Source organism: Micromonospora sp. WMMD1219, assembly GCF_049315215.1.
Classification (GTDB): domain Bacteria; phylum Actinomycetota; class Actinomycetes; order Mycobacteriales; family Micromonosporaceae; genus Micromonospora; species Micromonospora tulbaghiae.
This window is the reverse complement of the sequence record NZ_CP186057.1, coordinates 5,043,564-5,066,572: the sequence shown is the minus strand read 5'-3', so window position 1 is coordinate 5,066,572 and position 23,009 is coordinate 5,043,564. Positions and strand designations below refer to the sequence as shown.

General features: G+C 76.5%; 24 protein-coding genes. 14 read left to right on the top strand and 10 right to left on the bottom strand.

What is annotated here, in order from left to right; all coding sequences use genetic code 11:
- Positions 1-74 precede the first annotated feature (74 nt).
- The 4 genes from dinB (at position 75) to ACN27C_RS23580 (ending at position 4,240) form a co-directional block, all read left to right on the top strand.
- Positions 75-1,262 (top strand): DNA polymerase IV, encoded by a 1,188-nt coding sequence (gene dinB / locus ACN27C_RS23595; protein WP_422748197.1) that lies wholly within the window; start codon positions 75-77, stop codon positions 1,260-1,262.
- Positions 1,263-1,367: 105 nt separating this feature from the next.
- Complete coding sequence (locus tag ACN27C_RS23590; RefSeq protein ID WP_422748195.1) at positions 1,368-2,300, top strand: hypothetical protein; 933 nt, start codon at positions 1,368-1,370, stop codon at positions 2,298-2,300.
- Positions 2,301-2,399: 99 nt separating this feature from the next.
- Positions 2,400-3,617 (top strand): sensor histidine kinase, encoded by a 1,218-nt coding sequence (locus ACN27C_RS23585; RefSeq protein WP_422748193.1) that lies wholly within the window; start codon positions 2,400-2,402, stop codon positions 3,615-3,617.
- Positions 3,614-4,240: a response regulator gene (locus tag ACN27C_RS23580; protein WP_120569775.1), complete on the top strand. Its 627-nt coding sequence runs from the start codon at positions 3,614-3,616 to the stop codon at positions 4,238-4,240. Before ACN27C_RS23585 ends, ACN27C_RS23580 begins: the two co-directional genes overlap by 4 nt.
- Before the next feature lie 5 nt (positions 4,241-4,245).
- On the opposite strand, the gene ACN27C_RS23575 is transcribed toward ACN27C_RS23580, so the two are convergent.
- The 3 genes from ACN27C_RS23575 to ACN27C_RS23565 form a co-directional block, all read right to left on the bottom strand.
- On the bottom strand, positions 4,246-4,959 hold the full coding sequence (locus tag ACN27C_RS23575; RefSeq protein ID WP_393158818.1) for an RraA family protein: 714 nt from the start codon (positions 4,957-4,959) through the stop codon (positions 4,246-4,248).
- Positions 4,960-4,968: 9 nt separating this feature from the next.
- Positions 4,969-6,270 (bottom strand): FUSC family protein, encoded by a 1,302-nt coding sequence (locus ACN27C_RS23570; protein ID WP_422748190.1) that lies wholly within the window; start codon positions 6,268-6,270, stop codon positions 4,969-4,971.
- Between the two features lie 63 nt (positions 6,271-6,333).
- Positions 6,334-7,086: a dienelactone hydrolase family protein gene (locus ACN27C_RS23565; RefSeq protein WP_120573768.1), complete on the bottom strand. Its 753-nt coding sequence runs from the start codon at positions 7,084-7,086 to the stop codon at positions 6,334-6,336.
- Between the two features lie 135 nt (positions 7,087-7,221).
- Here ACN27C_RS23565 and ACN27C_RS23560 point away from each other — a divergent pair, with 135 nt between their 5' ends.
- Together ACN27C_RS23560 and ACN27C_RS23555 are read left to right on the top strand one after the other, a co-directional pair.
- Complete coding sequence (locus ACN27C_RS23560) at positions 7,222-7,620, top strand: DUF2267 domain-containing protein (protein WP_121684670.1); 399 nt, start codon at positions 7,222-7,224, stop codon at positions 7,618-7,620.
- A gap of 13 nt (positions 7,621-7,633) precedes the next feature.
- On the top strand, positions 7,634-7,894 hold the full coding sequence (locus tag ACN27C_RS23555; RefSeq protein WP_120569771.1) for a hypothetical protein: 261 nt from the start codon (positions 7,634-7,636) through the stop codon (positions 7,892-7,894).
- 4 nt (positions 7,895-7,898) lie between these two features.
- Here the strand turns inward: ACN27C_RS23555 and ACN27C_RS23550 are convergent, their stop codons facing one another.
- On the bottom strand, positions 7,899-8,828 hold the full coding sequence (locus ACN27C_RS23550) for a diacylglycerol/lipid kinase family protein (protein WP_120569770.1): 930 nt from the start codon (positions 8,826-8,828) through the stop codon (positions 7,899-7,901).
- Between the two features lie 115 nt (positions 8,829-8,943).
- Between ACN27C_RS23550 and ACN27C_RS23545 the strand changes: the two genes are divergently transcribed.
- From ACN27C_RS23545 to ACN27C_RS23525, 5 genes are read left to right on the top strand one after another with little or no spacing between them, the layout of a single operon-like run.
- On the top strand, positions 8,944-10,650 hold the full coding sequence (locus tag ACN27C_RS23545; RefSeq protein WP_422748187.1) for a sugar ABC transporter permease: 1,707 nt from the start codon (positions 8,944-8,946) through the stop codon (positions 10,648-10,650).
- Positions 10,651-10,696: 46 nt separating this feature from the next.
- A complete protein-coding gene (locus tag ACN27C_RS23540) occupies positions 10,697-11,263 on the top strand; it encodes a hypothetical protein (protein WP_120569769.1) in 567 nt (188 codons plus the stop codon).
- Between the two features lie 11 nt (positions 11,264-11,274).
- Positions 11,275-11,817, top strand: a complete 543-nt coding sequence (locus ACN27C_RS23535) for a hypothetical protein (RefSeq protein WP_422748184.1) — start codon at positions 11,275-11,277, stop codon at positions 11,815-11,817.
- An 8-nt stretch (positions 11,818-11,825) separates the two neighbouring features.
- Positions 11,826-13,247: a hypothetical protein gene (locus tag ACN27C_RS23530; RefSeq protein ID WP_422748182.1), complete on the top strand. Its 1,422-nt coding sequence runs from the start codon at positions 11,826-11,828 to the stop codon at positions 13,245-13,247.
- Between the two features lie 48 nt (positions 13,248-13,295).
- The gene (locus tag ACN27C_RS23525; RefSeq protein WP_422748180.1) at positions 13,296-16,037 is read left to right on the top strand and encodes an ATP-binding protein; all 2,742 of its coding nucleotides are present in this window, start codon (positions 13,296-13,298) and stop codon (positions 16,035-16,037) included.
- A gap of 5 nt (positions 16,038-16,042) precedes the next feature.
- Here ACN27C_RS23525 and ACN27C_RS23520 read toward each other — a convergent pair whose 3' ends face one another.
- Positions 16,043-16,621: a TetR/AcrR family transcriptional regulator gene (locus ACN27C_RS23520; RefSeq protein ID WP_422748178.1), complete on the bottom strand. Its 579-nt coding sequence runs from the start codon at positions 16,619-16,621 to the stop codon at positions 16,043-16,045.
- Between the two features lie 70 nt (positions 16,622-16,691).
- Between ACN27C_RS23520 and ACN27C_RS23515 the strand changes: the two genes are divergently transcribed.
- On the top strand, positions 16,692-17,237 hold the full coding sequence (locus ACN27C_RS23515; RefSeq protein ID WP_252449052.1) for a hypothetical protein: 546 nt from the start codon (positions 16,692-16,694) through the stop codon (positions 17,235-17,237).
- A gap of 30 nt (positions 17,238-17,267) precedes the next feature.
- Here ACN27C_RS23515 and ACN27C_RS23510 read toward each other — a convergent pair whose 3' ends face one another.
- From ACN27C_RS23510 to ACN27C_RS23495, 4 genes are all read right to left on the bottom strand, one after another.
- Positions 17,268-18,494: a low temperature requirement protein A gene (locus tag ACN27C_RS23510; protein ID WP_422748176.1), complete on the bottom strand. Its 1,227-nt coding sequence runs from the start codon at positions 18,492-18,494 to the stop codon at positions 17,268-17,270.
- A 169-nt stretch (positions 18,495-18,663) separates the two neighbouring features.
- Positions 18,664-19,521, bottom strand: a complete 858-nt coding sequence (locus ACN27C_RS23505) for an SIR2 family NAD-dependent protein deacylase (RefSeq protein ID WP_422748174.1) — start codon at positions 19,519-19,521, stop codon at positions 18,664-18,666.
- On the bottom strand, positions 19,518-19,805 hold the full coding sequence (locus ACN27C_RS23500) for a DUF1905 domain-containing protein (RefSeq protein ID WP_120569760.1): 288 nt from the start codon (positions 19,803-19,805) through the stop codon (positions 19,518-19,520). The genes ACN27C_RS23505 and ACN27C_RS23500 overlap by 4 nt, the downstream gene beginning before the upstream one ends.
- A gap of 4 nt (positions 19,806-19,809) precedes the next feature.
- A complete protein-coding gene (locus tag ACN27C_RS23495; RefSeq protein ID WP_422748171.1) occupies positions 19,810-20,454 on the bottom strand; it encodes a DUF998 domain-containing protein in 645 nt (214 codons plus the stop codon).
- A gap of 132 nt (positions 20,455-20,586) precedes the next feature.
- On the opposite strand from ACN27C_RS23495, the gene ACN27C_RS23490 reads away from it, so the two are divergent.
- Together ACN27C_RS23490 and ACN27C_RS23485 are read left to right on the top strand one after the other, a co-directional pair.
- Positions 20,587-21,870 (top strand): sensor histidine kinase, encoded by a 1,284-nt coding sequence (locus tag ACN27C_RS23490; RefSeq protein ID WP_393379893.1) that lies wholly within the window; start codon positions 20,587-20,589, stop codon positions 21,868-21,870.
- The gene (locus ACN27C_RS23485) at positions 21,858-22,517 is read left to right on the top strand and encodes a response regulator transcription factor (RefSeq protein WP_357895003.1); all 660 of its coding nucleotides are present in this window, start codon (positions 21,858-21,860) and stop codon (positions 22,515-22,517) included. Before ACN27C_RS23490 ends, ACN27C_RS23485 begins: the two co-directional genes overlap by 13 nt.
- Before the next feature lie 7 nt (positions 22,518-22,524).
- Here ACN27C_RS23485 and ACN27C_RS23480 read toward each other — a convergent pair whose 3' ends face one another.
- The gene (locus ACN27C_RS23480; RefSeq protein WP_121684684.1) at positions 22,525-22,947 is read right to left on the bottom strand and encodes an acyl-CoA thioesterase; all 423 of its coding nucleotides are present in this window, start codon (positions 22,945-22,947) and stop codon (positions 22,525-22,527) included.
- Positions 22,948-23,009 lie beyond the last annotated feature (62 nt).

Here is a 23,009-nt window from a genome sequence, read left to right as displayed (position 1 = left end):
GCTCCCGCCGGCCGGTCGCCTGCGTCGGGGCAGGTCAGCCACGCCTGTTCGAACGCCTGTGCGAGGATGACCGGGTGTCGAGCGAGGCCACCATCCTGCACGCCGACCTGGACGCGTTCTACGCCTCGGTCGAGCAGCGCGACGACCCCCGGCTGCGCGGCCGGCCGGTGATCGTCGGCGGCGGCGTGGTGCTCGCGTGCAGCTACGAGGCCAAGGCCCGGGGCGTGCGCAGCGCGATGGGCGGCCGGCAGGCGCGGCGGCTCTGCCCCGATGCCCTGGTGGTGCCGCCCCGGATGGCCGCGTACACGGCCGCCAGCCGGGCGGTGTTCGAGATCTTCCGGCACACCACCCCGCTCGTCGAAGGGCTCAGCATCGACGAGGCGTTCCTCGACGTGGGTGGGCTGCGGCGGCTCGCCGGAGCGCCGGCCGCCGTCGCGGCCACGCTGCGGGAACGGGTACGCCGCGAGGTCGGCCTGCCGATCACCGTCGGCGTGGCCCGGACGAAGTTCCTCGCGAAGGTGGCCAGCGGGGTGGCCAAACCGGACGGGCTGCTGGTGGTGGAGCCGGAGCGGGAACTCGCGTTCCTGCACCCGCTGCCGGTCGAGCGGCTGTGGGGCGTCGGCCCGGTCACCGCCGCCCGGCTGCGCGAACGCGGCATCCGTACCGTCGGGCAGGTGGCCCGGCTGGACGAGCCGGCGCTGGTGTCGCTGCTCGGCGCGGGCGCCGGGCGGCACCTGCACGCCCTGGCGCACAACCGTGACCCCCGGGCGGTGCAGGTGGGCCGCCGCCGTTCCTCGATGGGCGCGCAGCACGCGCTGGGACGCGGGCCGCACTCCCCCGCCGACCTGGACGCGGTGCTGGCCGGGCTGGTCGACCGGGTCACCGGCCGGATGCGCGCCGCCCGCCGCACCGGCCGCACGGTGACGCTGCGGCTGCGCTTCGCCGACTACACCCGCGCCACCCGGTCGCACACGCTCGACGAGCCGACCGCGCAGACCGGGCCGTTGCGGGCCGCCGCCCGTGACCTGCTGCGGGCCGCACTGCCGCAGATCGCGGAACGTGGCGTGACGCTGCTCGGCGTCTCGGTGGGCAACCTGGGCAGCGGGCACACGCAGCTCACGCTGCCGTTCACCGCCGACCCCGGCCCGGCGCTGGACGCCGCAGTCGACGCGGTGCGGGACCGCTTCGGCTCACGGGCGCTGACCCGCGGCGTGCTGCTCGGCCGCGACCCGGGCGTCGAGATGCCCCGGCTGCCGGACTGACCGGCCGGCTTCCTCCCCCGGTAGGAGACACGCTCCGACCCGTGGCCGCGAGTGCGGCCCGCGGGCGGGCGCGACCGGCCCGGCCCGTCACGAGCATCTACAGGCATGACTACCCTGCGGAACCGGGCGGCCGGATGGCACCGACCCCTGATGCTCCTCGTGTCCGCGATGGCGGTGCTCACCGTCGTCGCCGCCGTCGGCGTCGTGGCCGACCCGCGCGTGCTGACCGGCGCGCCCATCTGGCTCAAGCCGCTGAAGTTCGCGATCTCGTTCGTGCTCTACGGCGTCACCCTGGCCTGGATGCTGTCCCTGCTGCCCCGCCGCAGCCGGGCCGCCGAGCGGGCGGCCACAGTGATCGTGGCCATGTCCGTGGTGGAGATGGTCGTCATCGTGGGTCAGGTGCTCCGCGGCACCACCAGCCACTTCAACGGCACCACGACGCTGAACGCGGTGCTGTTCGACGTCATGGGCGTGGCGATCACCGTGCTGTTCGCGGCCCAGTTCGTACTGGCGGTCGTGCTGGCCCGCCGGTCCCTTCCGGACCGGGCCGGCGGATACGCGGTCCGGCTCGGCCTCGCCGTGTCCCTGCTCGGCATGCTCGTCGCGTTCCCGATGGTGGCGCAGAGCCCGGCCGGCGCGCCCGCCGGGATCAGCGGTGCGCACAGCGTCGGGGTGCCCGACGGCGGCCCGGGGCTGCCGCTGCTCGGCTGGAGCACCACCGGCGGCGACCTGCGCGTCGGGCACTTCGTCGGGATGCACGCGTTGCAGGCGCTGCCGCTGCTGGCGATCCTGCTCGACCGGTTCTTCGGCGCGCGGCTGGACGAGCTGACCCGGGCCCGGCTGGTGCTCGTCGGCGGGGCCGCGTACGCGGCACTGACGCTGCTGCTGACCGGGCAGGCGCTGCGCGGGCAGTCGCTGCTCGCGCCGGACGCGCTCACGCTCGCCGCGGCGGGGGTGCTGGTGGCGGCCACCGCGGCGGCCACCACGCTGGTGCTGGCCCGCCGGACCCGGCGTACCGGTGTGGTGCTGGTCGGATGAGCGCCGTGGTGTTCGGCCCGGTGGCCCACCTCGGACCGCCGGGCCGGCGGCCGGCGAACGCGGTGGCCTCCGGCCGCTCCGGTTGCCTAGGCTGACGCGGTGAGCTGGGTCGGTCGGCTGTTCGACGCGCGCGACACGCTCGCGCGGATCCTGCTGCTGGATCTCAGCGGCGTCGGCTACCTGGTCTTCGGACCGCACGCGGGCCAGGCCGCCACCGGTACGCAGTGGGCGCTGGCGGTCCCGGCGTTCGCGCTGGCGCTGCTGTGCCACCGCCGCCCTCTGGTGAACCTGCTGATCCAGTCGGCCCTGCTGGTCGCCGCGCTCGTGCTGGTCGACGACGTGATGATCAACCAGGTCGGTGCGAGCTGGGCGCTGCTGGAGCTGACCATGCGGGCCACCCGGCCGCGCACGGTCTGGCTGGGCGCCGGACTGCTCGCCGCCGTCGACCTGTCCGGCCAGATCGGCGAACCGGTCCGTGCGGCGCTCACCGGCCTGTTCGGGCTGGCCGTCACCGTCGGCCTGCCGCTGCTGCTCGGGCTGGTGGTGCGGACCACCCGGGAACTCGGGCGGCAGGCCGAGGTGCGGGCAGAGGCGGAGCGGCGCCGGCGCGAGTCGGAGAGCCGGGCGGCCCGCGCCGACGAGCGCGGCGCCATCGCCCGGGAACTGCACGACGTGCTCGCGCACCACGTCGCGTCGATGGTGCTGCGGGTCGGCGTGGCCCGGCACGTGCTGCCCGACCTGGATCCCCGGGTCGGCGAGGTGTTCGACGACGTGCACGCCACCGGCACGGCCGCGCTGACCGACCTGCGGCGGCTGGTGGCGGTGCTGCGTGACCCGGACGGTGTCCGCGGCGACGCCGCCCTGACCGCGATCGAGCCGTCGGCGCTGCCGGCCGCGCTCGGCGCGGCTGTCGACCGGGCCCGGCAGGCGGGCGTCGTGGTGGAGGCCGACGTCGACCCGGCGGTCGGCAGGCTCGACGCGGTACGCGGCCAGGCGGTGCTGCGACTGACCCAGGAGGCGTTGACGAACGTGGCGAAACACGCGGGCGCGGCGGCCCGGGCCCGGCTGGCCGTGTCGGTCGAGGACGACGCGGTGCACTGGGCGGTGACCGACGACGGGCGCGGCGCTGCGCCGGCCGGGGTGCCCTCCGGCGGCGGGCACGGTCTCGTCGGGATGCGGGAACGGGTCGAGGTGCTCGGCGGGCGGCTGGAGGCCGGGCCCACCGGTTCCGACTGGCGGGTCCGGACCGTGCTGCCCCCGCCCGGGCCGGCCCACCAGGCGCCCCGGCCCCGCGCGGGCACGCCGGAGCCGGCGTGATCCGGGTGCTGCTGGTCGACGACCAGCACCTCATCCGGGCCGGCCTGCGGATGCTGTGCGACGCCCAGCCCGACCTCGAGGTCGTCGGCGAGGCCGACAACGGCCGGGACGCGGTCAGCCTGGCCGCCCGGCTACGCCCCGACGTGGTGGTGATGGACCTGCGGATGCCCGGCGTCGACGGGATCACCGCGACCAGCCGGATCCTCGCCGACCGGCCGGCCACCCGGATCATGGTGCTCACCACGTTCGGCGACGACGACCACCTCTACCCCGCGCTGACCGCCGGCGCCTGCGGGTTCCTGCTCAAGGACGCGCCCCCGGCCGACCTGCTCGACGGCGTCCGCCGCGCCGCCGCCGGCGACAGCCCGTTCAGCCCGGACGTCCTGCGCCGGCTGGTCGAACGCGCGGTGCACGCCCGCGCCGGCGCGCCCCGGCGTGCGGCCGAGCTGACCGCCCGCGAGCGGGACGTGCTGGACCTGGTCGCCGACGGGCTGTCGAACACCGAGATCGCCGACCGCCTCCACATCGGGGTGACCACTGTGAAGACGCACATCACCAGCCTGATGACCAAGACCGGCAGCGCCAACCGGGTCCGCCTGGCGCTGTGGGCGCGCGGCGGCTGACCGGGTCACTCCTCGATCGCGCCGCCCACCGCCCGCAGGTGCGCCCGGAACGTCAGCGCCGGGTCCGCCTCCCGGGCCGCCAGGTACGCGCCGAACCCGACCTGCGCGCGCAGCGACTCCCCGGCCCGGATCCGGTCGGCCTGCCGCCGCTCGGTGTCCCGGATGGACCCGGCCAGGTCGAACAGCTCCCCGGCCCGGTCGGCGGGTACGAACAGCACGCCGTCGTCGTCGGCCAGCGCCAGATCCTGCGGGCCGACGGTGAACGGCCCGACCCGGGCGTGCTCCAGCGCCCCGGCCGGGCGCGGGTCCAGCTCCAGCGGCCCGCTCGGGGTGGCGCCGAGGCTGAACACCGGCAGTCCGACCGCGACCAGGTCCGCGGTGTCGCGGTGCGCGCCCCACACCACCAGCCCGGCCAGGCCGGCGGCCCGCGCCTCCAGCACCACGAGGTCGCCGACGCACGCCCGGTCGGTGCGGCCGGCGTCGTCGACGACGAGCACGTCCCCGTCGGCGGCCAGCTCGATCGCCTCCAGGAAGACGTCCACGCTGCCGGCGTGCCGGGCCGGGCGGACCCGGCCGGCCAGGCGCCGCCCCGGCAGCACCGGGACGACGGCGGCCGGGGCGCAGCGGACGGGCACGCCGGCGCGCAGGCAGGCGTCGGCGACGTGGGCGGTGGTCAGAGCGGCGAATCGCGCGGCCGGCGCGTCCTGACGGATGTCCATGCGCCGACGCTAACCAGCCGGGCCGCCCCGGGCAGGTGCCAGTCGACGCCCGGTGGCCTTCGGCCGGGGCCGCCCGGCGGGCCGGCGCCGGACCGGGCGGCTCATCCGGGCCCGGACCGGCGGGCGCGCCTCCGCCTCCCCCGCACCGGCGGCCCGGCGCACGGTGCCGTTGGCGTCCTCGGGCCGGCAGCCGGTGGCCCGCAGCAGCTCGCTCTGCCCGGTCCGCAGATCGCTGATCATCGCCTCGCCGTAGGCGCGCACACCCTGCGACCACGCGCGCCCGGCCAGCTCGGCGCCCTGCCGTACCAGCTCCCGGGTGCGGTCCAGGTCCTCCCCGGACTTGCAGGCCCGCTTCAGCTCCCGCACCGCGTCGCCGAGACGGGCCACCGCGTCGGGCAGCGCGGGCGGGACCGGCTCGTCGTACTGCAACGCGGTGGCGGAGCGGCGGGCGATCGAGCGGGCGTACAGGACCAGCCGTTCGAGGTGCTGGGTCGCGTCGGCGTACCGGTGGAACCGGGCCCGGCGGTGCCAGCGGGCCGGGGCGATGGTGACCACCTCCTCGGCCCCGCTGAGCGCCTCGTTGAGCCGCCCGATGTCCGGTTCGATCCCGCGCAGATCGTCCAGGGCGCGCTGCGCCGCGTCGGCGTCGCCGCGGGTCAGCGCGTGGGCGACGGCGTCGAGCTGCTCGGTGAGCCGGGCGATCACCGGCTCCACCGCCCGGTCCAGCACGCGGATCGGGTTGACCGGCAGCAGCAGCGCCACCACGAACAGGCCGACCAGGCCGCCGACCAGCGCGTCGAAGATGCGGGGCAGTTCCAGGCCGGGCTGCACCGGCGCGAGCGTGGCGATCAGCACCGCCGTACCGCCGGCCTGGCCCACGAGCGCGCCGCCGCGCCCGGCCACCAGCAGCGCGGTGGCGATGGCGAGCGTGACCACCAGGCCGGTCTGCCAGGATCCGCTGCCGAGCAGCGCGCGCAGCAGGTCACCGACCACGATGCCGAGGCCGACGCCGACGAGCAGCTCGAACGTGCGGCGGGCGCGCTGGCCGATGGCGGTGGCGATGGTGCCGACCGCGGCGGCGGGGGCGAAGACGTGCGCGCCGGAGCCGAGCAGCATCTGGGCGAGCAGCGCGGCGAGCGCCGCGGCCAGCCCGGCCTGCGCGGAGATCACCACGGTGATCTCCAGTTGGCGCAGCCGGTTCCGGCCGGCCGCGCCGCCCTGGTCACGGACCCGGGAGAGCGCGAGACCGCCCCGCTCGACCGCCCCGTCCAGGGGCGAGCGGACGGTGTCCTCGGCGCGGCGGTCGGTCATGACGGCGGTTACCCGGCTCCGGGCCGGTGAATCGTCGGCCGTGCCCCCGCGCGCCCTTCGGAGTCAGCGGCGGTACGTGCGGTCCAGCAGGTCGAACAGCGCCGTCCAGTGCCTCCGCGTGGCCTGCTCGTCGTACATCGGGGTGTCCGACTGGGTGTAGCCGTGGCGGGCGCCGGCGTACACCTCGGAACGGTAGGTCACCCCGGCCGCGTCCAGCGTCTTCTCCAGCGTGGCGATCTGCTCGGCGGTCATCGACGGGTCGGCGTCGGCGTGCCCGAAGTAGAGTTCGCCGGTCACCGCGCCGACGGCCAGGTGCGGGCTGTCCGGGGCGTCGGTGACCACCCGCCCGGCGTGGAACGCGGCCACCGCGGCGATCCGGTCCGGGAGCGCCTCGATCGCGCGCAGCGCGTTCGTGCCGCCCATGCAGTAGCCGGTGATCGCCGCCGGGCCCGGCGCGACGTCCGGGCGGGCGGCGAGGAAGTCCAGATAGGCGGCCGTGTCGCGGGCCACCGCGTCCGGCGTCAACGCGGCCATCATCGGCCCGATGCTCTCGAACAGGGCGGCCCGGCGGCTGTCGTCGGCGAGCGCGCCGAGGTCGATCAGCGGGGCGCGCCCGGCGCGGTGGAACAGATTCGGGGCGAGCACCACGTACCCGCGGTCGGCGATCGTGGCGGCCATCTCCGCGACCCGGGGCCGCAGCCCGAACGCGTCCATGAACAGCAGGACGGCCGGGAAGGGCCCGCCGGACCCCGGCGTGGCCAGGTAGGCGTCGGCCGTTCCGTCGGGGGTGGGCACGTCCACGATCGTCGGCTGCACTGTCGGGGCCTCCTCGCTGCGGGTTCCGGCCTGCACGCTACCCCCGGTCCGGCGGCTCCGGCGCCTCGGGCTCGCGCCCCGTTTGCCGAGGTCCAGCGTGGGAATCCGGCAATCCCAGCGGAGGAAGGCGGCGAGATGGACCAGGATCAGTTCGTCGGCGCGGTGGCCGAACGGTGCGGCGCGTCCACGGAGCAGGCCACCGCGATCACCCGGGCGACGTTGACCACGCTGGCCGAGCGCATCGACGGCGGAGAGGCCCGCGACCTCGCCGACCGGCTGCCGGAGGCGCTGCGGGCGTACGCGTTCGGCCCGGCCGAGGACGCCGAGCCGTTCGGGCTCGACGTGTTCGTGGAGCGGGTGAGCGGACGCGCCGACGTCGACGTGGACGCCGCGCGGGACGGGATCACGGCGGTGTTCGACGTGCTGCGCGACGCGGTCGACCCGGCCGCCTACGCGCAGGTCGTCGGGCAGCTCCCGGCCGAGTACGGCGAGGTGGCCGACCAGAGCGCGCCGTACGTGCGGCGCACGGCGTGACGGGGCGCGCCCGATGAGCGAGGACGCGCTGCGCCGCCCGCCCGAGGCCGACGCGCAGGAACAGCGGCAGGACGAGACACTCGTCGGACCGCCCGACACGGTCGGCACGGCGGTGCCCGAGGCGAGCGAGGCGGACCTGGCCGAGCAGGGCGTGCTGCGCCCGCCGAGCGACCGGGCGGGCCTGGGTGAGTCGGTGCGCGACGACCTGACCGCCGCCGACGCGGTGGAGCAGAACACGGAGATCCCACTGCCCGACGAGGAGCACTGGGCCTGACCGGTCAGTGATCCGGGCTGTCGGCGCGGGCCATCAGCCGCAACGCGTTCGGGTCCAGGCCGATGCGTACCGGCGTCTGCCCGTACGGCTCGCCGTCGACCTCGATGCGGGCCGGCCGGTCGGTGTCCAGCCACAGCTGGCGTACCGCCAGGAACGGCTCCTCGCCGAGCGTGCGGCGGTGGCCGGCCGCCGCGTTGCGCGCCGTCTCGCGCAGCAGCCCGCGCCGGGTCGGCCCACCCACCGGGTACGCGACCAGCAGCCGGTCGTCGGCGGTGGCGTCGGCGGTGATGGGCCGGCCGGCGTGGAAGCCGCCGTTGGCCACGTACACCTGGTGGGTGGTGAACGTGTGCTCGCGGCCCTCGGCGCGGACCGTCACGGCCAGCGGCCGGTGCCGGGCCAGCAGCCCCAGGCCGGTCATCGGGTACGCGAGCCGCCCGACGACCCGCTTCAGCCTCGGCGGCGCGGCCTGCATGATGTCGGCGGACAACCCGATCCCGACGTGGTTGGTGAACCGGGTGTCGCCGATCAGGCCCAGGTCGACGTCGATGACCTTGCCGTCGGTGAGCACCGCGACGGCGGCGTCCAGGTCGAGCGGGACGCCGACGGTGCGGGCGAAGTTGTTCGTGGTGCCCAGCGGCAGCAGACCCATCGCGATGTCCCGGTGGGCGAGCAGCCGGGCGGCCGCGCCGACGGTGCCGTCGCCGCCGCCGGTGACCAGCAGGTCCGGCCCGAGGTCGGCGGCCTCGGCGAGCACCCGGTCCAGTTCGCCGGGCCGGTCCACCGGGTACGCGCCGAGCAGCGCGAAACCGGCCGCCCGCAGGCGTGCGTGGACGGTGTCGTAGAGCCGCCGGCCACGGCGGGAGTGGGCGTTGACCACGAGCGCCGCCCGCCGTCGTTCCCGGATCGCCGTCGACAGCTCCTGCTTGGTCCGCACGGTTGCGACCCTAGCCGCCCCCGCGCCGACGTGGGCCGGTGGCGCTGCCGGTATTGACCGGGTCGGTTATCGTCGCGGCGGCCGTGATCGTCGATCTTCGAGGGTGGATGTCCCGATGAACCAGCCGGCAGCACCGCAGGCGACAGCGTCAGTGCCCCCGCTCACGTCGCCGAACCGTCCGGGGAGGGCCCTGATCGGGCTGGCCCTGGTCGTCCCGGCGGTGATCGCCTGGATCTGGTCGTACGTCCTGCCGACGCTGTCCACGTTGGCTCGCAGCTTCCAGGGTGACGGGCCGCGTGGCTCGGGCGAGTCGGTCGGCACGGCGAACTACGAGGCCGCCCTCACCTCCGGGTTCGTCGGGCAGGTCGGGCTCGCGGTGCTGCTCAGCCTGATCCCGCTGGCGGTGGCGCTGCTCGCCGCGCCGCTGCTCGCGATCGTCGCCGACCGGGCCGGCCGGGTGGCCCGCCTGGTCACCCGGGGCGTGCTGGCGCTGCCGCTCGCCGCGTACGCGCCGGTCGCGGTGTTCCTCGGCCGGCGCGCCGAGCACATCGAGAACGGCACCTTCACCCAGGAACTGCAGTCTCCCCGGACGCTCCTCGTCTCGGCGCTGGCACAGGTGACGTTCGGGCTGGTCGTCGCGGTGGCCGCGACGCTGTACCTGAGCGCCCTGCGCCGCCGCGAGCCCGACCAGCGGCCCGCGCCCGCCATGCTGGCCGTCGGTGGGCTGCTCGGCCTGAGCGTTCTCGCCGCAGCCCTGCAGACCTACACCGCCCCGTACATCCTGACCGGCGGCGGGCCGCGCGGCGACGACACGGCGACGCCGGTGTTCACCGCCGCGCAGACCTCGTTCCGGACGATGCGCCTGGGCGCCGGATCGGCCACGTCGACGCTGCTGCTGGTGCTGCTCGGGCTGCTCGGGCTGGCCGCGGTGGCGCTCATCCTGGCCACCCGGCTGCGCATCGAGTTCGACGGCTGGCGGGACGGCCCGGCCGTGCGGGAGGCGGAGTCCTACTCCGGCCGCCGGCCGCTGCTCGTCGGGCTGACCGCCGTCGCGCTCGTCGTCGTCCTCGGCGTGACCGTCTGGGCGTCGCTGCCGTGGCTGCGGAACCTCTCCGCCGACACCGGGCCCCTGCCCCGGGGGGTCGAGACCTCGAACCTGTTCGCCAACACCTGGGTGCCGCCGCTGCTGTCCACACTCGTCGCGGTGGCGCTCGCCGCGCTGGCCGGGTTCGGGATCGGCGCGCTGCGCCCGCTCGGGCGCTACAGCGAACTGCTGCTGGTGCCGTTCGCGCCGTGGTTGTTCGTCGGCGTCGGCCCGCTGGCCATCGCCGGTTTCGAGCGCACCAGGGAACTCGACCAGCTCGGCCTGTTCCTCGGCCTGGTGCCGCCGACCTGGCTGTCGGTGCCCGCGCTGTTCGCGTTCACGCTGCTGTTCCGAGGCCAGCACGAGCGGTGGCGCTCCGGCGGCGGCGTCGGCCGTACCCTGCTGCTGCCGGCGCTGCCGATGCTGGCCGTGACCACGTTGGCGACCTGGCTGGCGCACGTCCAGTCGCCACTGTGGGGGATGCTGGTGGGCCGCGGCCCGGACAGCCTGACCGCTCCCGCGCTGGTGACGATGATCGCCGGCCGCGCCTTCGGCGCCGGCGGCGAGCTTCCGCTGGGCCTGATCCTGCCGCTGCCCATGCTGATCCTGTTCGTGCTGCTGTTCGTCGCGCTCATGGTCGGCTACGTGGATCGGCTCGCCATCCGGGTGGGACGGCGCAGCCGCGCGGACGCGCCGCCGGCCAGGGCCGGCGAGCCCGTCGGCAAGGTCACCGCATAGGGAAACCCCCGATTACGGCCGGTGACGGCGCGCCTAGCGTCGGGCCATGGCAACTGACGCGCTCACACCGGCCCGGACCGCACGTGCCCGCCGCGACGGCGGGCTCCCGCGAGGGCTGATCCTGCCCCTGCTGCTGCTCGCCCTGCTCGCGCCGGCCGGGTGCGACTCCGGCGACGGGATCGTCGACGGCGGGCCGGCCGACTCCGCGGCGGGCGGGGACGGCGGCGACGTGGACGCGGGCGCGGTGGACGACGTCCGGCCCCCGTGCCCGTTCACCGCCGCCCAGGTCTCCGAACTGGTCGACCGCAAGCTGCGCGACGAGGGGAACTGCTCGTTCGGCGACGGCATCGCCCAGCTGGCGGTCACCACCGCCTCCGCCACCGCCGGCAAGGCCACCTACGACTACCAGTACGACCAGGCCGGCCAGCAGTACGAGAAGGTCGTCGACCTGGACCGGGGCGAGCGGGGCTACCTCGCGGTCAAGGACATCCGCGGCGAGGCGGTGCTGATCGAGGGCAAGGGCACGTACACGGTGACCATCAGCAGCTTCGGCGGCGGCACCGCGGGCAACGAACAGATCCTGCGCCGTACGCTCGACGCGATCCCGGCCTGAGCGGGGCCGGCATGCGAAGCCGCCGACTGGTCGCGCTCGCGCTGACCGCGACCCTGCTCACCGCGTCCGCCGGCTGCGGCGACGACGAACCGCCGGCCGCCGGCGGCGCTCCGCCCGGTGCGGACGCGCCGGTCGCGGAGCCGACCGGGGAGGCACCGGCCGAGCCGAACGCCGGACCGGTGGACGACGCCGCCCCACAGGCGTGCACGCTGGTGTCGAAGGCCGACGCGGAACGCCTCGCCGGCACGGCGCTGGACGAACCGGTGGTGGCCGGGCAGTCGTGCACCTACACCGGGCCGGTGACCGGGCCGACCGCCCAGGTCGAGGTGTTCGTGGGCGAGGGCGCCAAGAAGTACCTCGACATCGAACGGCAGCTCGGGCACGAGATCCGTGAGCTGGCCGGGACCGCCGACGAGGCGCTGCTCACCGCGGAGGCGTTCTTCCTGCGCAAGGGCGAGCTGTGGGTCGCGGTGCGGCTGGTGCGGCTCAACGACCCGCAGGAGAACCGGGCGCCGCTGGAACGGCTCGCCCGTACCGTCGCCGGCCGGATGTGAGGCGGCCGGTGCGCGGCCGGCGGCTGCTGGCGGCCGGCCTGGCGGCGCTGCTCCTGGTGACCGGCTGCGGCGGGCCCACGCCCGGCCCGGCGGACGGGGGCGACGGCGGGCAGCCCCGGTACGGGCAGGCCCCGGCGCCGGGGAAGGACGTCACGCTGCAACCGGACGTGGTGCTGGTCGGCGGCGGCAGCCGGACCGTGCGGTCGGTGAGCCCGGACGGGCTGACCTGGCGGCTCGACCCCGGCGCGCGCGACGCGGACCGGCTCGCGCCCGGCCGGGTCATGTTCCTCACCGGACGCGGCGTGGGCCGGGTGCTCGACCTGGACGAGGAAGGCGGTGACCTGCTCGTCACGATCGGACCGGTCACGCTCACCGAGGTGATCCGCGACGGCACGTTCGGCGGCGACGACGTCGCCCTCGACCGCCCGACCGTCTACGTGGCGGGTGAACCCTCGTGGACCCGGGAGGTCGCGGCGGCCGGCGGCACGCTGGGCCGGTCGCGTCCGCTCGCCGTCGCGCCCGCGCAGCCGCCACCGGCGCCGGGCGGGCAGGCGGGCGCCACCGCCCACGGCTACCGGGTGCGGACGTTCTGCTGCGCCGGTGGCGTCGGCACGCACTTCACGTACGACGACGGCGGGCTCCGGCTGGCCGGCACCGTCACGCTCACCGTCGGACGGCCCACCGCGTCGTTCCACCTGGCCGTCGGCGCGGGCAAGGTGACCCGGGCCGAGCTGGAGATCGGTGGCGGCTTCGGCATCAAGGTGGACTTCACCGCCGGCATCGACGGCGGGCAGAACCACCGCCGCACGTTCCCGGTCCCGGTCGACATCGCGTTCCCGATCGGGCTGGTCGCCGGTCTGCCGCTGTCGTTCACGGTGAGCCAGACGCTGGAGGTGGCCACCGCGTTCGGCGCCCGCCGGGGCACGTTCCGCGGCGCCGGTGAGTACGCGCTGGCCGGCAGGCTCGGGTTCGGTTACGCGAACGGCCAGGTGGGCTCGCGCGTGACGGAGGGGTTCGCGCGCCGGGTGAGCCTGCTCGACTCGCTCACCGGCGTGCCGGTCGGCGTGATGGGCCTGGTCGTCCGGCACGGCGTGCGGTTCACCATGGGGATCAGCGCGTTCCTGTTCACCGCCGGCATCTGGTTCGAGCTGATCGCCTCGTACGGCGCCACCATCGGTTCCGCGCTCGGCGCGCCGTACGCGCTGTGCCGGGGCGTCGGGCTCGGTGTGCATGCGCGGTTCGGGATCGGCTACCGGATCCTGGAACCCGTCGTCCAGGTGATCAACAAGTTCCTCAGCCTGCTCAGCCCGTCCCGGGCGCCCCGGATCCCGCCGATCGTGGCGTCGGGCGGGCCGAGCTGGAGCGCCGCCGTCTACCGCAACCAGGAGGTGATCCCGCCCGTCTCGATATGCGGACAGCTTCCGGGCTAGGCCGCGCCGACGCTGGGTTCGCGGGCGCGGCTGTGCCACCATCCCGCCATGGACGCCGCACTGGTCGGCCGCGACGCGGTCGTCGAGCGGGTGTGGCGTGCCCTGACCTCCGGTACGCCGGTGCTGCTCGACGGTCCCAGCGGCATCGGCAAGACCGCGCTCTGGCGGGCAGTGGTCGCCCACGCCGGGCGGACCGGCTGGCGGGTGCTGTCCGCCGCGCCCACCGAGGCCGAGACCGCGCTGCCGTACGCGGCTCTGGCCGACGTGCTGCGCCCGCTCGCCGACGCGCTGCCGGGGCTGCCCGCGCCGCAACGGGTGGCCGCCGACATGGTGCTGCTGACCGGTGAGCACGACGGCGCGGTGGACGAGCGGGCGGTGGGCGCGGCCACCCGCACGCTGCTCGACGCGGCGGTCACCGACGCGCCCCGGGTCCTGCTCGCGGTCGACGATCCGCAGTGGCTGGACCCGCCGAGCGCCCGGGCGCTGCGGTTCGCGCTGCGCCGGCTGACCCGGTGGCCCGCCGTCCTGGCCACCCACCGCACCGGGGACAGCACGCCGGCGCCGGTGCCGCTGGGGCTGGACGACGACCCGACCGGCCGGCATCCGCTGCTGCGCGCCGACGTACCCCCGCTCACCCCGCCGGACCTGCACCGCGTCCTGGCGGCCCGGCTCGGCGGCACACTCAGCCGTCCGCTCACCGACCGGCTGGCCCGCGACGCCGACGGCAATCCGCTGCTCGCGATCGAACTGGCCCGGGCGGTGCTGCGGCTGCCCCGCCCGCCCGCGCACGACGAGGACCTGCCCGTACCGTCGTCGCTGCGCCTGCTGCTCGCGGAGACGCTGCGGGCGCTGCCCGGCCCGAGCCGGGACGCGGTGCGGCTGGCCGCGCTGCTGACCGTGCCGACGCTGCGGGACCTGGCGGCGGCGGGTGTGCCGGCCGGGGCACTGGACGCGGCCGAGGACGCCGGGCTGGTCGTGGTCACCCCGAGCCGGGTCGACTTCGCGCACCCCCGGTACGCGGCGGCGGTGCGCGAGAGCATCCCGCCGGGGGCCCGGCGGCGGATGCACGCGCTGCTCGCCGGCACGGTCGCCGACCCGGACGAGCGGGCCCGGCACCTGTCCCGGTGCACCGTGGCGCCGGACGCCGCTGTCGCCGCCGACCTGGCCGCCGCGGCGGCCCGGCAGCGGATGCGTGGCGCCTCAGCGCTCGCCGCCGACTGGTACGCCCGGGCGGCCGAGCTGACCCCGTCGTCCGCCGCCGCCGACCGGAACCGGCGTCGCCTCGACGCGGTGCAGTGCCGCATCGACGGCGGCGACTACGCGGCGGCCGGGCGGGCCGCCGAGGCGGCGGCCGGGGAGCTGACCGGTGCCGAGCGGGGCGAGGCGCTGCTGCTGCGCGCGCTCGTCGCGTGGTGCGCCGACGACCTGGTCACGGCCGTCCGCGTCGCCGAGCAGGCGCTCGCCGCCGCCGGGCCGGACGGGGATCTGGCCGGGCGGATTCACACCCACCTGACCATGTTCCACGACCAGCCGGAGCCCGCCCGCCGGCACGCGCGGGCCGCGATCGCCCGCCTGTCCGACCGGGACGAGCACCGCCCGCTGCTCACCGCCGCGCTGCTGCTGCTGTTCTTCCACGAGGTACGCGCCGGCGGCCCGGCGCCCACCGATCTGCTGGACCGGGCCCTGTCGCTGGAGGCGGGTGAACCGTCCTTCCTGGCCGGTTCGGTGCCGGCGATCTGGTGGAAGTCGGTCGACGACCACGACCGGGCGCGGTCCCGGCTGCACCTGATGCTGGACCTGGCGGTGGCGCGCGGCGACGACCCGCTGCGGCACGAGGTGCTGACCCACCTCGGCGAGACGGAACTGCTGGCGGGGCGCTTCGCCGAGGCCGGTACGCACATCGCCGCCGCCCGTGACCTGGGTGAGCAGCTGGGCACCGGACTGGTGGGCGAGAGCTGGCTGGCCGGTGTGCTCGACGCGCACCGGGGGCGGCTGGCGCGGGCGGGCGCCGCGGCCGCCGGGCTGCGCCGCGACGACGACCTCGGCGACGCGTGGAGTCGGCGACTGCACCACCAGCTCACCGGCCTGGTGGCGCTGGCCTCCGGGGAGTGGGTCACCGCCGCGGCGGCGTACGGCGCGCTCGCCGCCGATCTGGACGGGTCGGGCATCGCCGAACCGCTGGGGCAGCGTTTCGAGCCGGACTGGATCGAGGCGTGCGTGGGCGCCGGTGACCTGGACACCGCGCGCGCCGCGCTGGACCGGCTGGCCGGGCGCCACCGCCGGCTGCCGCGCCCGTGGACGACGCTCGGGCTGGCCCGCAGCCGGGTGCTGCTGGCCGGCGCGACCGGGGCGGATCCGGGCGCGGCGCTGGACGCACTGACGCAGGCCCGGGCCGCGGTGCCGGAGGGGGTGCTGCCACTGGACCGGGCCCGCTGCCTGCTCGCCGCCGGCCGCACGTACCGGCGGGTGCGGCGACGTCGTGAGGCGCGGGCGGCGCTCGACGCGGCGGCGGCCGAGTTCGACGCGCTCGGCGCGTCCGCGTTCGCCGACCGGGCGCGGGCGGAGCTGGGCCGCATCGGCGCCCGCACCCCGGCCCCGACCACGCTCACCGCCACCGAGGAGCGGGTCGCCCGGCTCGCCGCCCGGGGTCAGACCAACCGGCTCATCGCCGACGCGCTCTACATCAGCCCGAAGACGGTGGAGGCCAACCTGGCCCGGGTCTACCGCAAGCTGGGCATCGCCAGCCGCGCCGAGCTGGGCGCGGCGATGGGCCGGCCGCCGGGCGACTGAGTCGCTCAGGCCGCGGCCAGCGTGTCCAGGTGCGCGCCGAGCAGCTCCCGGGCGCGCGCGGGCGGCATCCGCTCGGGATACAGCAGCGCGTGCAGCGCGAGCCCGTCGAGCAGGGCGTGCAGCCGGGCGACCGCCTCGGGGCCGGCGGCCGGTTGCCCGGTGAGCAGCGCGACGGCGAACTCGGCGGCGCGACGGATGCCGTCGTCCGCGTCGGCCATCCGGGTTCGCGCCGCCGGGTCGGTCTGGGCGCGCGCGGCGAGCAGCAGCCACACCTCGGCCTCGCGGACGCGCTGGCGGTCCAGCGGCAGCAGTTGTTCCAGGATCCGCTGGGCGACCTCGCGCGGACTGCCGGTGCGGTCGTCGGCGGCGATCCGCTCGGCCGCCTCGGCCTGCACGTGCTCCATGGCGAACACCAGCAGCTCGGTCTGGGTGGCGAAATAGTGCCGCAGCGCGCTCGGTGACCAGCCCGCCTCGGCCGCGATGCTGCGGACGGTGGCGGCGCCGACGCCGTCGCGGTAGACGACCCGCCACATCGCCCGCGCCAGCTCGGCACGGCGCGCGTCGTGGTCGACGATCTTGGGCACGGGCCCCTCCGGAACCTGGTTGACGGCCGCTGTTACGGTTATCGCACAGCGTACTAAAAAGGGGGGCCGGATGCTCGTCGCAGTGATCGTCGGATGTGAGGTGGCGTTCTGGGTGGTGCTGCTCGCCGGACTGATCGCCCGGTACCCGCTGCGGCGGCCCCGCCTCGGCGCCGCCCTGCTGATCGCCGTGCCGGTGGTCGACCTCGTGCTGCTGGCCGCCACGATGATCGACCTGCGCCGGGGCGCGACCGCCACGTTCGCCCACGGCCTCGCCGCCGCGTACCTCGGGTTCTCGGTGGCGTTCGGGCACAGCATGGTGCGCTGGGCCGACCAGCGGTTCGCGCACCGGTTCGCCGGCGGCCCTCCCCCGCGCCGGGCCCCCCGGTACGGGATGGCGCGGGCCCGGCACGAGTGGCGCGAGTGGGGCAAGGGCATGATCGGCTGGGCGGTCGCCTGCGCCGTGCTGCTCGCCGGCATCGCCCTGGTCGGCGACGGCGAGCGCACCGCCGAACTGTGGGCGTGGACCGGCCGGCTCACCGTGGTGATGGCGGGCTGGCTGGTGTTCTGGCCGGTCGCGTACACCGTCTTCCCGAAGCGGGCGCCGCGCGGCGCGTGAGGGTCACCCGCCACGCCCGCTGATCCGGCCTCAGACCGGTTGAGGCGCACCGGTTGCCGTCGGCCGCCCGGCGGCGGACGGCTCACCGAGCCGATCGACGGCGATCGCGACCAGCAGCAGCCCGGCCAGCGCGGCCAGCGCCAGCGGTGGCGGCAGTACCGTCCCGAGCGCGCCCAGCGGCAGCGCCGCCCCGGCGACGGCCAGCCGGGCCGCTCCGACCGGCTGCCCGGTCAGCCGCCGGAACAGCAGCCGTCCGGCCAGGTAGACGGCCGCGCCGCCGAACAGCGCCACCGCCGCCGAGGGGTTCAGCCGGGGCCCGGCCTCCGGGTCGGCGACGTGCTCCAGCACTTGTTCGACGCCGAGCGCCAGGTAGATGACGCCGGCGACGAGCAGCAGATGGGTCTGGCTGTAGGCGTCCGCGGCCATCCGGTCCCGCTGCGCCGCCGGTGCGGCGGCGAGCGCCCGGGCCGCCGCCGGGGACGTGCGGTGGAAGTAGAGCCACCAGAGGCAGACGGTCACCACGAAGGCGACGAGCGCCACGGCGAGGACCGGCGGCTCGGTGACCGCCGAGGCCGCGCCCACCCCCGCGGCCACCACCGACTCCCCCAGCGAGATGATCAGCACCAGGCCGTACCGCTCGGCGAAGTGCGTCGGGCTGCGCAGCGGCCAGGCGCCCCGGCGGGCGTACGACAGCCGCTGACCGGCCACCTCGACGGCGAAGCCCAGCACCCACAGCGCCGCGTGCGCGGCACCGTCCAGCAGCGCGCCGAGCAGCAGCGGCACCCAGCCGACGGCGCTGACGAACGCGAAGAACCGGATCCGGGCGCGCAGTTCCGGGTCACCCGCCGCGGCCCAGTGGAACAACGTCAGGTGCACCACGCGCAGCACCACGTAGGCCAGCACGACGATCAGCGGCCCGTCCAGCCCCGGGCCCGGCGTCCACGCCTGCGGCATGGCGAGCGCGGCCAGGAACAACGCGGCCATCGCGACCAGGAACCCGCCGCGCACCACCCCGACGTCGGCGGGCGTGTGGTTGCCCAACCAGGTGTACGACAGCCACGCCACCCAGAGCAGCACGAGCAGGAGCAGGCCCTTGGCCATCCCGGCCGGGGTCGGGTGCGGCTCGATCAGCGCCATGATCCGGGTGAGCGCGAAGACGAAGACCAGGTCGAAGAAGATCTCGAACGGGGTGACCCGGCGCCGGTCCGGCCCCGGCCGGGGCGCACGCAGCCGCCGTCGCACCCGTTCGCGTCCCACGTCCGCCGCCCTCCGCCGGTCCACCTCCTGCGCCGACGGTAGGCGGCCCCGGACGGGCGGTCGGGTGATTTCCGCGATCACGCCCTGCCCGGTCCGCCGGACCGGTGCCCGCCGGGCGGTACGACGAGACGGCGCGGCCGGGCTGTCAGGCAGGGCGGCGGCGGGCAGCTCAGCCGGCGTCGGCGTCCGGCCAGGCGGCGCGGACCAGCGCGGGCAGCACCTCGCCGGCCGGGCCGCGCAGGTTCACCGCGCAGATCGCGTCCAGCGGCGTCGGCACCGGGTTCACCTGCACCACGGGCGCGCCGAGACGGGCCGCCACGACCGGGATCTCGGCGGCCGGGTGCACGAGCGCCGAGGTGCCCACCGTCAGCAGCAGGTCGCAGCCGGCCGCCGCCTCGACCGCCGCGTCCAGCGCGGCCGACGGCAGCGCCTCGCCGAACCACACCACCCCGGGCCGCACCGGCGCGCCGCAGCCGGCGCACGCGGGCGGGGTCAGCGGCCCGTCCTGCGGTTCCGGCGCATGCGACACGGGCCCGCCGGGCGGTTCCGCCTCGTCGCGCGCCTCCGGAGCGCCGGGCACCGGCGTGCCGGCGGGCGGTGGCAGGTCGGACGGCAGCGGCGCGGGCCGGGCGCAGGCCGAGCAGCGGGGCGCGAACAGGCTGCCGTGCAGGCGTACCGGTGCGGGCACGCCGCCGCGCTCGTGCAGGTCGTCGACGTTCTGGGTGATCACCACCGTCGCCGGGAGGCGGGCCTGGATCGCCGCCACCGCCCGGTGCCCCGGATTCGGCAGCGCCCGCCGCACCCCACGCCGGCGTGCCTCGTACCAGCCCCAGACCAGCGCCGGGTCGGCCCGGAACGCCGCCGGGGTCGCCAGTTCCTGCGGGTCGTAGCGCTGCCAGAGCCCGGTCTGGGCGTCGCGGAACGTCGGCACGCCGCTCTCGGCCGACATGCCCGCCCCGGTGAACACCACCGGCCGCCGCGCGGCGGCGAGCAGCCGGCCCGCCTCGGCCAGCTCCGGCCCGGTCACACGTCCACCGTCAGCCGCACGTCGACCCGATCGCCCAGCTCGATGCCCTCCGCCCGGCGCGCCGCGACCCGCAGCGGCACCACGTACCGGCCGTCCTTGGGCCACAGCGACGTCCGCCAGTCGGTGTCACCGATGCGGACCGTCACCGGGATCATGCCCCAGCCGTAGGTGACCGACGCCGAGGCGGCCTCGATCGCCGCGCTCTGCTCGTCGGGCACCGTGACGAAGTGGTACGGCGCCGGGCCGCGCCAGAACCACACCTCGCCGCTGAACGCCAGCTCCATCCGGTCAGGATAGGGGCCGGGACCGACACGACCACAGCAGCCGGAGCCCGGCCGCCGTCACCCAGGCGAACAGCGGGAACACGGCGACGCGTTCCATGCCGCCCACGCCGATGCCGGCGTCCACCCGGGACAGGAACAGCACGGTGCCGGCGAGCCCGAGCAGGCCCAGGAGCGCGCTGACGGTCCGCAGTTCGCGCAGCAGCGGCGACCGGCGGGCGAGCGCGGCGGCGAGCAGCGCGGCGTTGCCGGGCGCGAAGACCAGCAGCGCGCCGAGCACGTGCAGGTTCTCGTCCACGTCCGCCGGGTGGAGGCCGGCCAGCACGTACCCGGACCCGGCGGCCACGATCGACGCGACGGCGACGGCCGCGGCGCGGCCCGGGCGCAGCGCGCGGTGTGCGAGCAGCGCGCCCAGCGCGAGCAGCAGCCCGGCGCCGACGAATACGGCGTTCATGGCCGGGTGCCACGGCGAGCAGACCGGGCGGGGCCGGCTGCTGTCCCACACGCCGCAGGTGACGTTGCCGAGGTCGCTGATGTTGTGCTCGGCCCAGCTGAACCCGGGCTGGTCCCAGGCCAGGCCGACGACGACGTTGGCGGCCAGGAACGATGCGGTGGCGAGCAGCCAGCAGGCGCCCGGGAGGCGGTTTCTCATCCGCCGAGTGCACCGTCCCGGGGCGGCCGGCGCACGGGGCGTGACGGGCCGGTTCGGGGTAGGGCCAGGCCTACCCCGAGAACGGGGTGCAACCGGCTGGGCCGGGCGGCGTGGTCTGGCTAGCGTCGGGCCATGACAGTTGATCACGGGCTGGCCGTCGCGTTGCGCCGCCGCCGCTACCTGCTCTCCGCGTGGCCGTGGCGGGCCCTGGCGTACGCCGTCACGACCCTGCCCCTGGCCGGCGCGGCGGCGCTCGGCGCGGCGGTCGTCGCCGCGCCGCTGCTGCTGGTGGCCGCCGCGCTGCGGCGGGGCCGCCCGGTCGACGCCGGGGCGCTGGCGGCGCTGGCCGTGGTGGCGCTGGCGGTGGTGGCGCTCGCCCCGCTGGCCGGCGCGCCGGTGGCCGCGTTCGAGCGGTGGCGCCTCGGCCTGGTCGACGACCGCCCGGTCACCGCGCCGAGGTGGCGCGGGCTCGCCGCCCGTTTCACCACCGCCACCGGGTGGCGGGAGGGCGCGTACCTGGCCGTGCTGGGTGCGGCGGTGCCGCTGGCGTACGGGATGTTCGGGCTGCTCGTGCTGCTGGACGCGGCGCTCGTCGCCGGTCCGTGGCTGGCCGGCGGCGAGGATCGGATCGTGCTGGTCTGGGCCACTGTCGACTCCCCGGCCGAGGCGGTGCCGTACGCCTTCGCCGGCCTGCTGGCGTTCCCGGCGCTGGTCTACCTGGCCGGCCTGCTCGTCGCGGTGCAGGCGGCGGTGACCCGCCTGCTGCTCGACGACGCGCCCGCCGGGACGGCCCTGCGCGAGGTGACCCGGTCCCGTGCCCGCCTGGTGAGCGCCTACGAGGCGGAGCGGCGCCGCATCGAGCGGGACGTGCACGACGGCGTGCAGCCACGCCTGACCAGTCTCACCCTCCAGCTCGGGCTGGCCCGCCTGGACGTGCCGGACGACTCCCCGGTGGCGAAGCCGCTCGCGGCGGCGCACGAGCAGGCCAAGGAGCTGATGGTGACGTTGCGCGGCATAGTGCAGGGCATCCGCCCGCCACAGCTCACCGAACTCGGTCTGGCCGCCGCCGTCGGCGACCTGGCCGCCCGGTCGGTCGTCCCGGTCACCGTGCACGCCGACCTGACCCGCCCGGTGCCCGACCTGGTGGAGACCACCGCCTGGTACGTCGTCTCGGAGACGCTCGGCAACGTCACCCGGCACGCCGGGGCCACCCGGGCGCAGGTGCGGCTGACCCGTACCGACCGCCTGCTGGTGGTGGAGGTACGCGACGACGGCCGGGGCGGCGCCGACCCGGCGCGCGGCACCGGCCTGACCGGGCTCGCGGACCGGGTGGCCGCGGCGGACGGGCGGCTGCTGCTGTCCAGCCCGCCCGGTGGGCCTACCCTCGTGCGGGTGGAGCTGCCGTGCCGTCCGTGACCCGGGTCGTCCTGGCCGAGGACGAGGTGCTGCTCCGGGAGGGCCTGGTGGGCCTGCTGACCCGGTTCGGCTTCGCGGTGGACGCCGCGGTCGGCTCCGCCCCGGAGCTGCTCGACGCGGTGCGCGCGCACCGGCCCGACCTCCTGGTGACCGACATCCGGATGCCGCCGCAGCATCGCGACGACGGCCTGCGCGCGGCCGTCACGCTGCGTGCCGAACGCCCGGACCTCGCCGTGGTGGTGCTCAGCCAGCACGTGCAGAGCGGGTACGCCGCCGCGCTGCTCGACAGCGGCGACGGCAACCGGGTCGGCTACCTGCTCAAGGACCGGGTGGCCGACGTCGCGGAGTTCGCCGCGACGCTGCGCCGGGTGGCGGCCGGCGGCACCGCCGTCGACCCGGACGTGGTGCGGCACCTGCTGCGTCGTCCGCGCGACCCGCTCGGCACGCTGTCCCCCCGTGAGCGGGAGGTGCTGGGCCTGGTCGCCGAGGGCCACTCCAACGCGGCCATCGCGGCCCGGCTGTACGTCACCGAGGCGGCGGTCGGCAAGCACGTGGGCAACATCCTGGCGAAACTCGGCCTGCCGCCGGACGAGGACACCAACCGGCGGGTGCTCGCCGTGCTCGCCTACCTGCGCGCGGCGGGCTGACCGGGCGTCACAGGTTCATCGGCACGGGGTCGGTGGCCAGCGCCCGGAACCGCTCGCGCGGGTCGGCCACGAGCCGCCGCCCGGTGAGGTCGAGCAGCCCGCCGACGCCGGTCACCGAGGCGACCGGGGTGCCGTCGGCACGGGTGAACTCCTGGCCGATCCGGAACGTCTTGCCCTCGCCCCAGTGGAACTCGCAGGTCACGTCGACCTCGTCGCCGCCGCGCAGCTCCCGCAGGTAGCGCACCGTCACCTCCAGCGCGACCGGCCCGACGCCGCCGGCGAGCAGCCGGTCCTGGCCGATGCCGGACGCGCGCAGGCACTCCCAGCGGGCGTGCTCGGCGTACTGGAGGTAGACCGCCTGGTTGAGGTGCCCCTGCGTGTCGAGTTCGTAGCCGCGCACCGTGACGCGCACCCGGAACGGATCTGCCATGCCGGCAGCCTAGCCAGTGGCGCCGACAAAACGGCGTGCGGTCCGGGCCGCGCGGCTCTAGC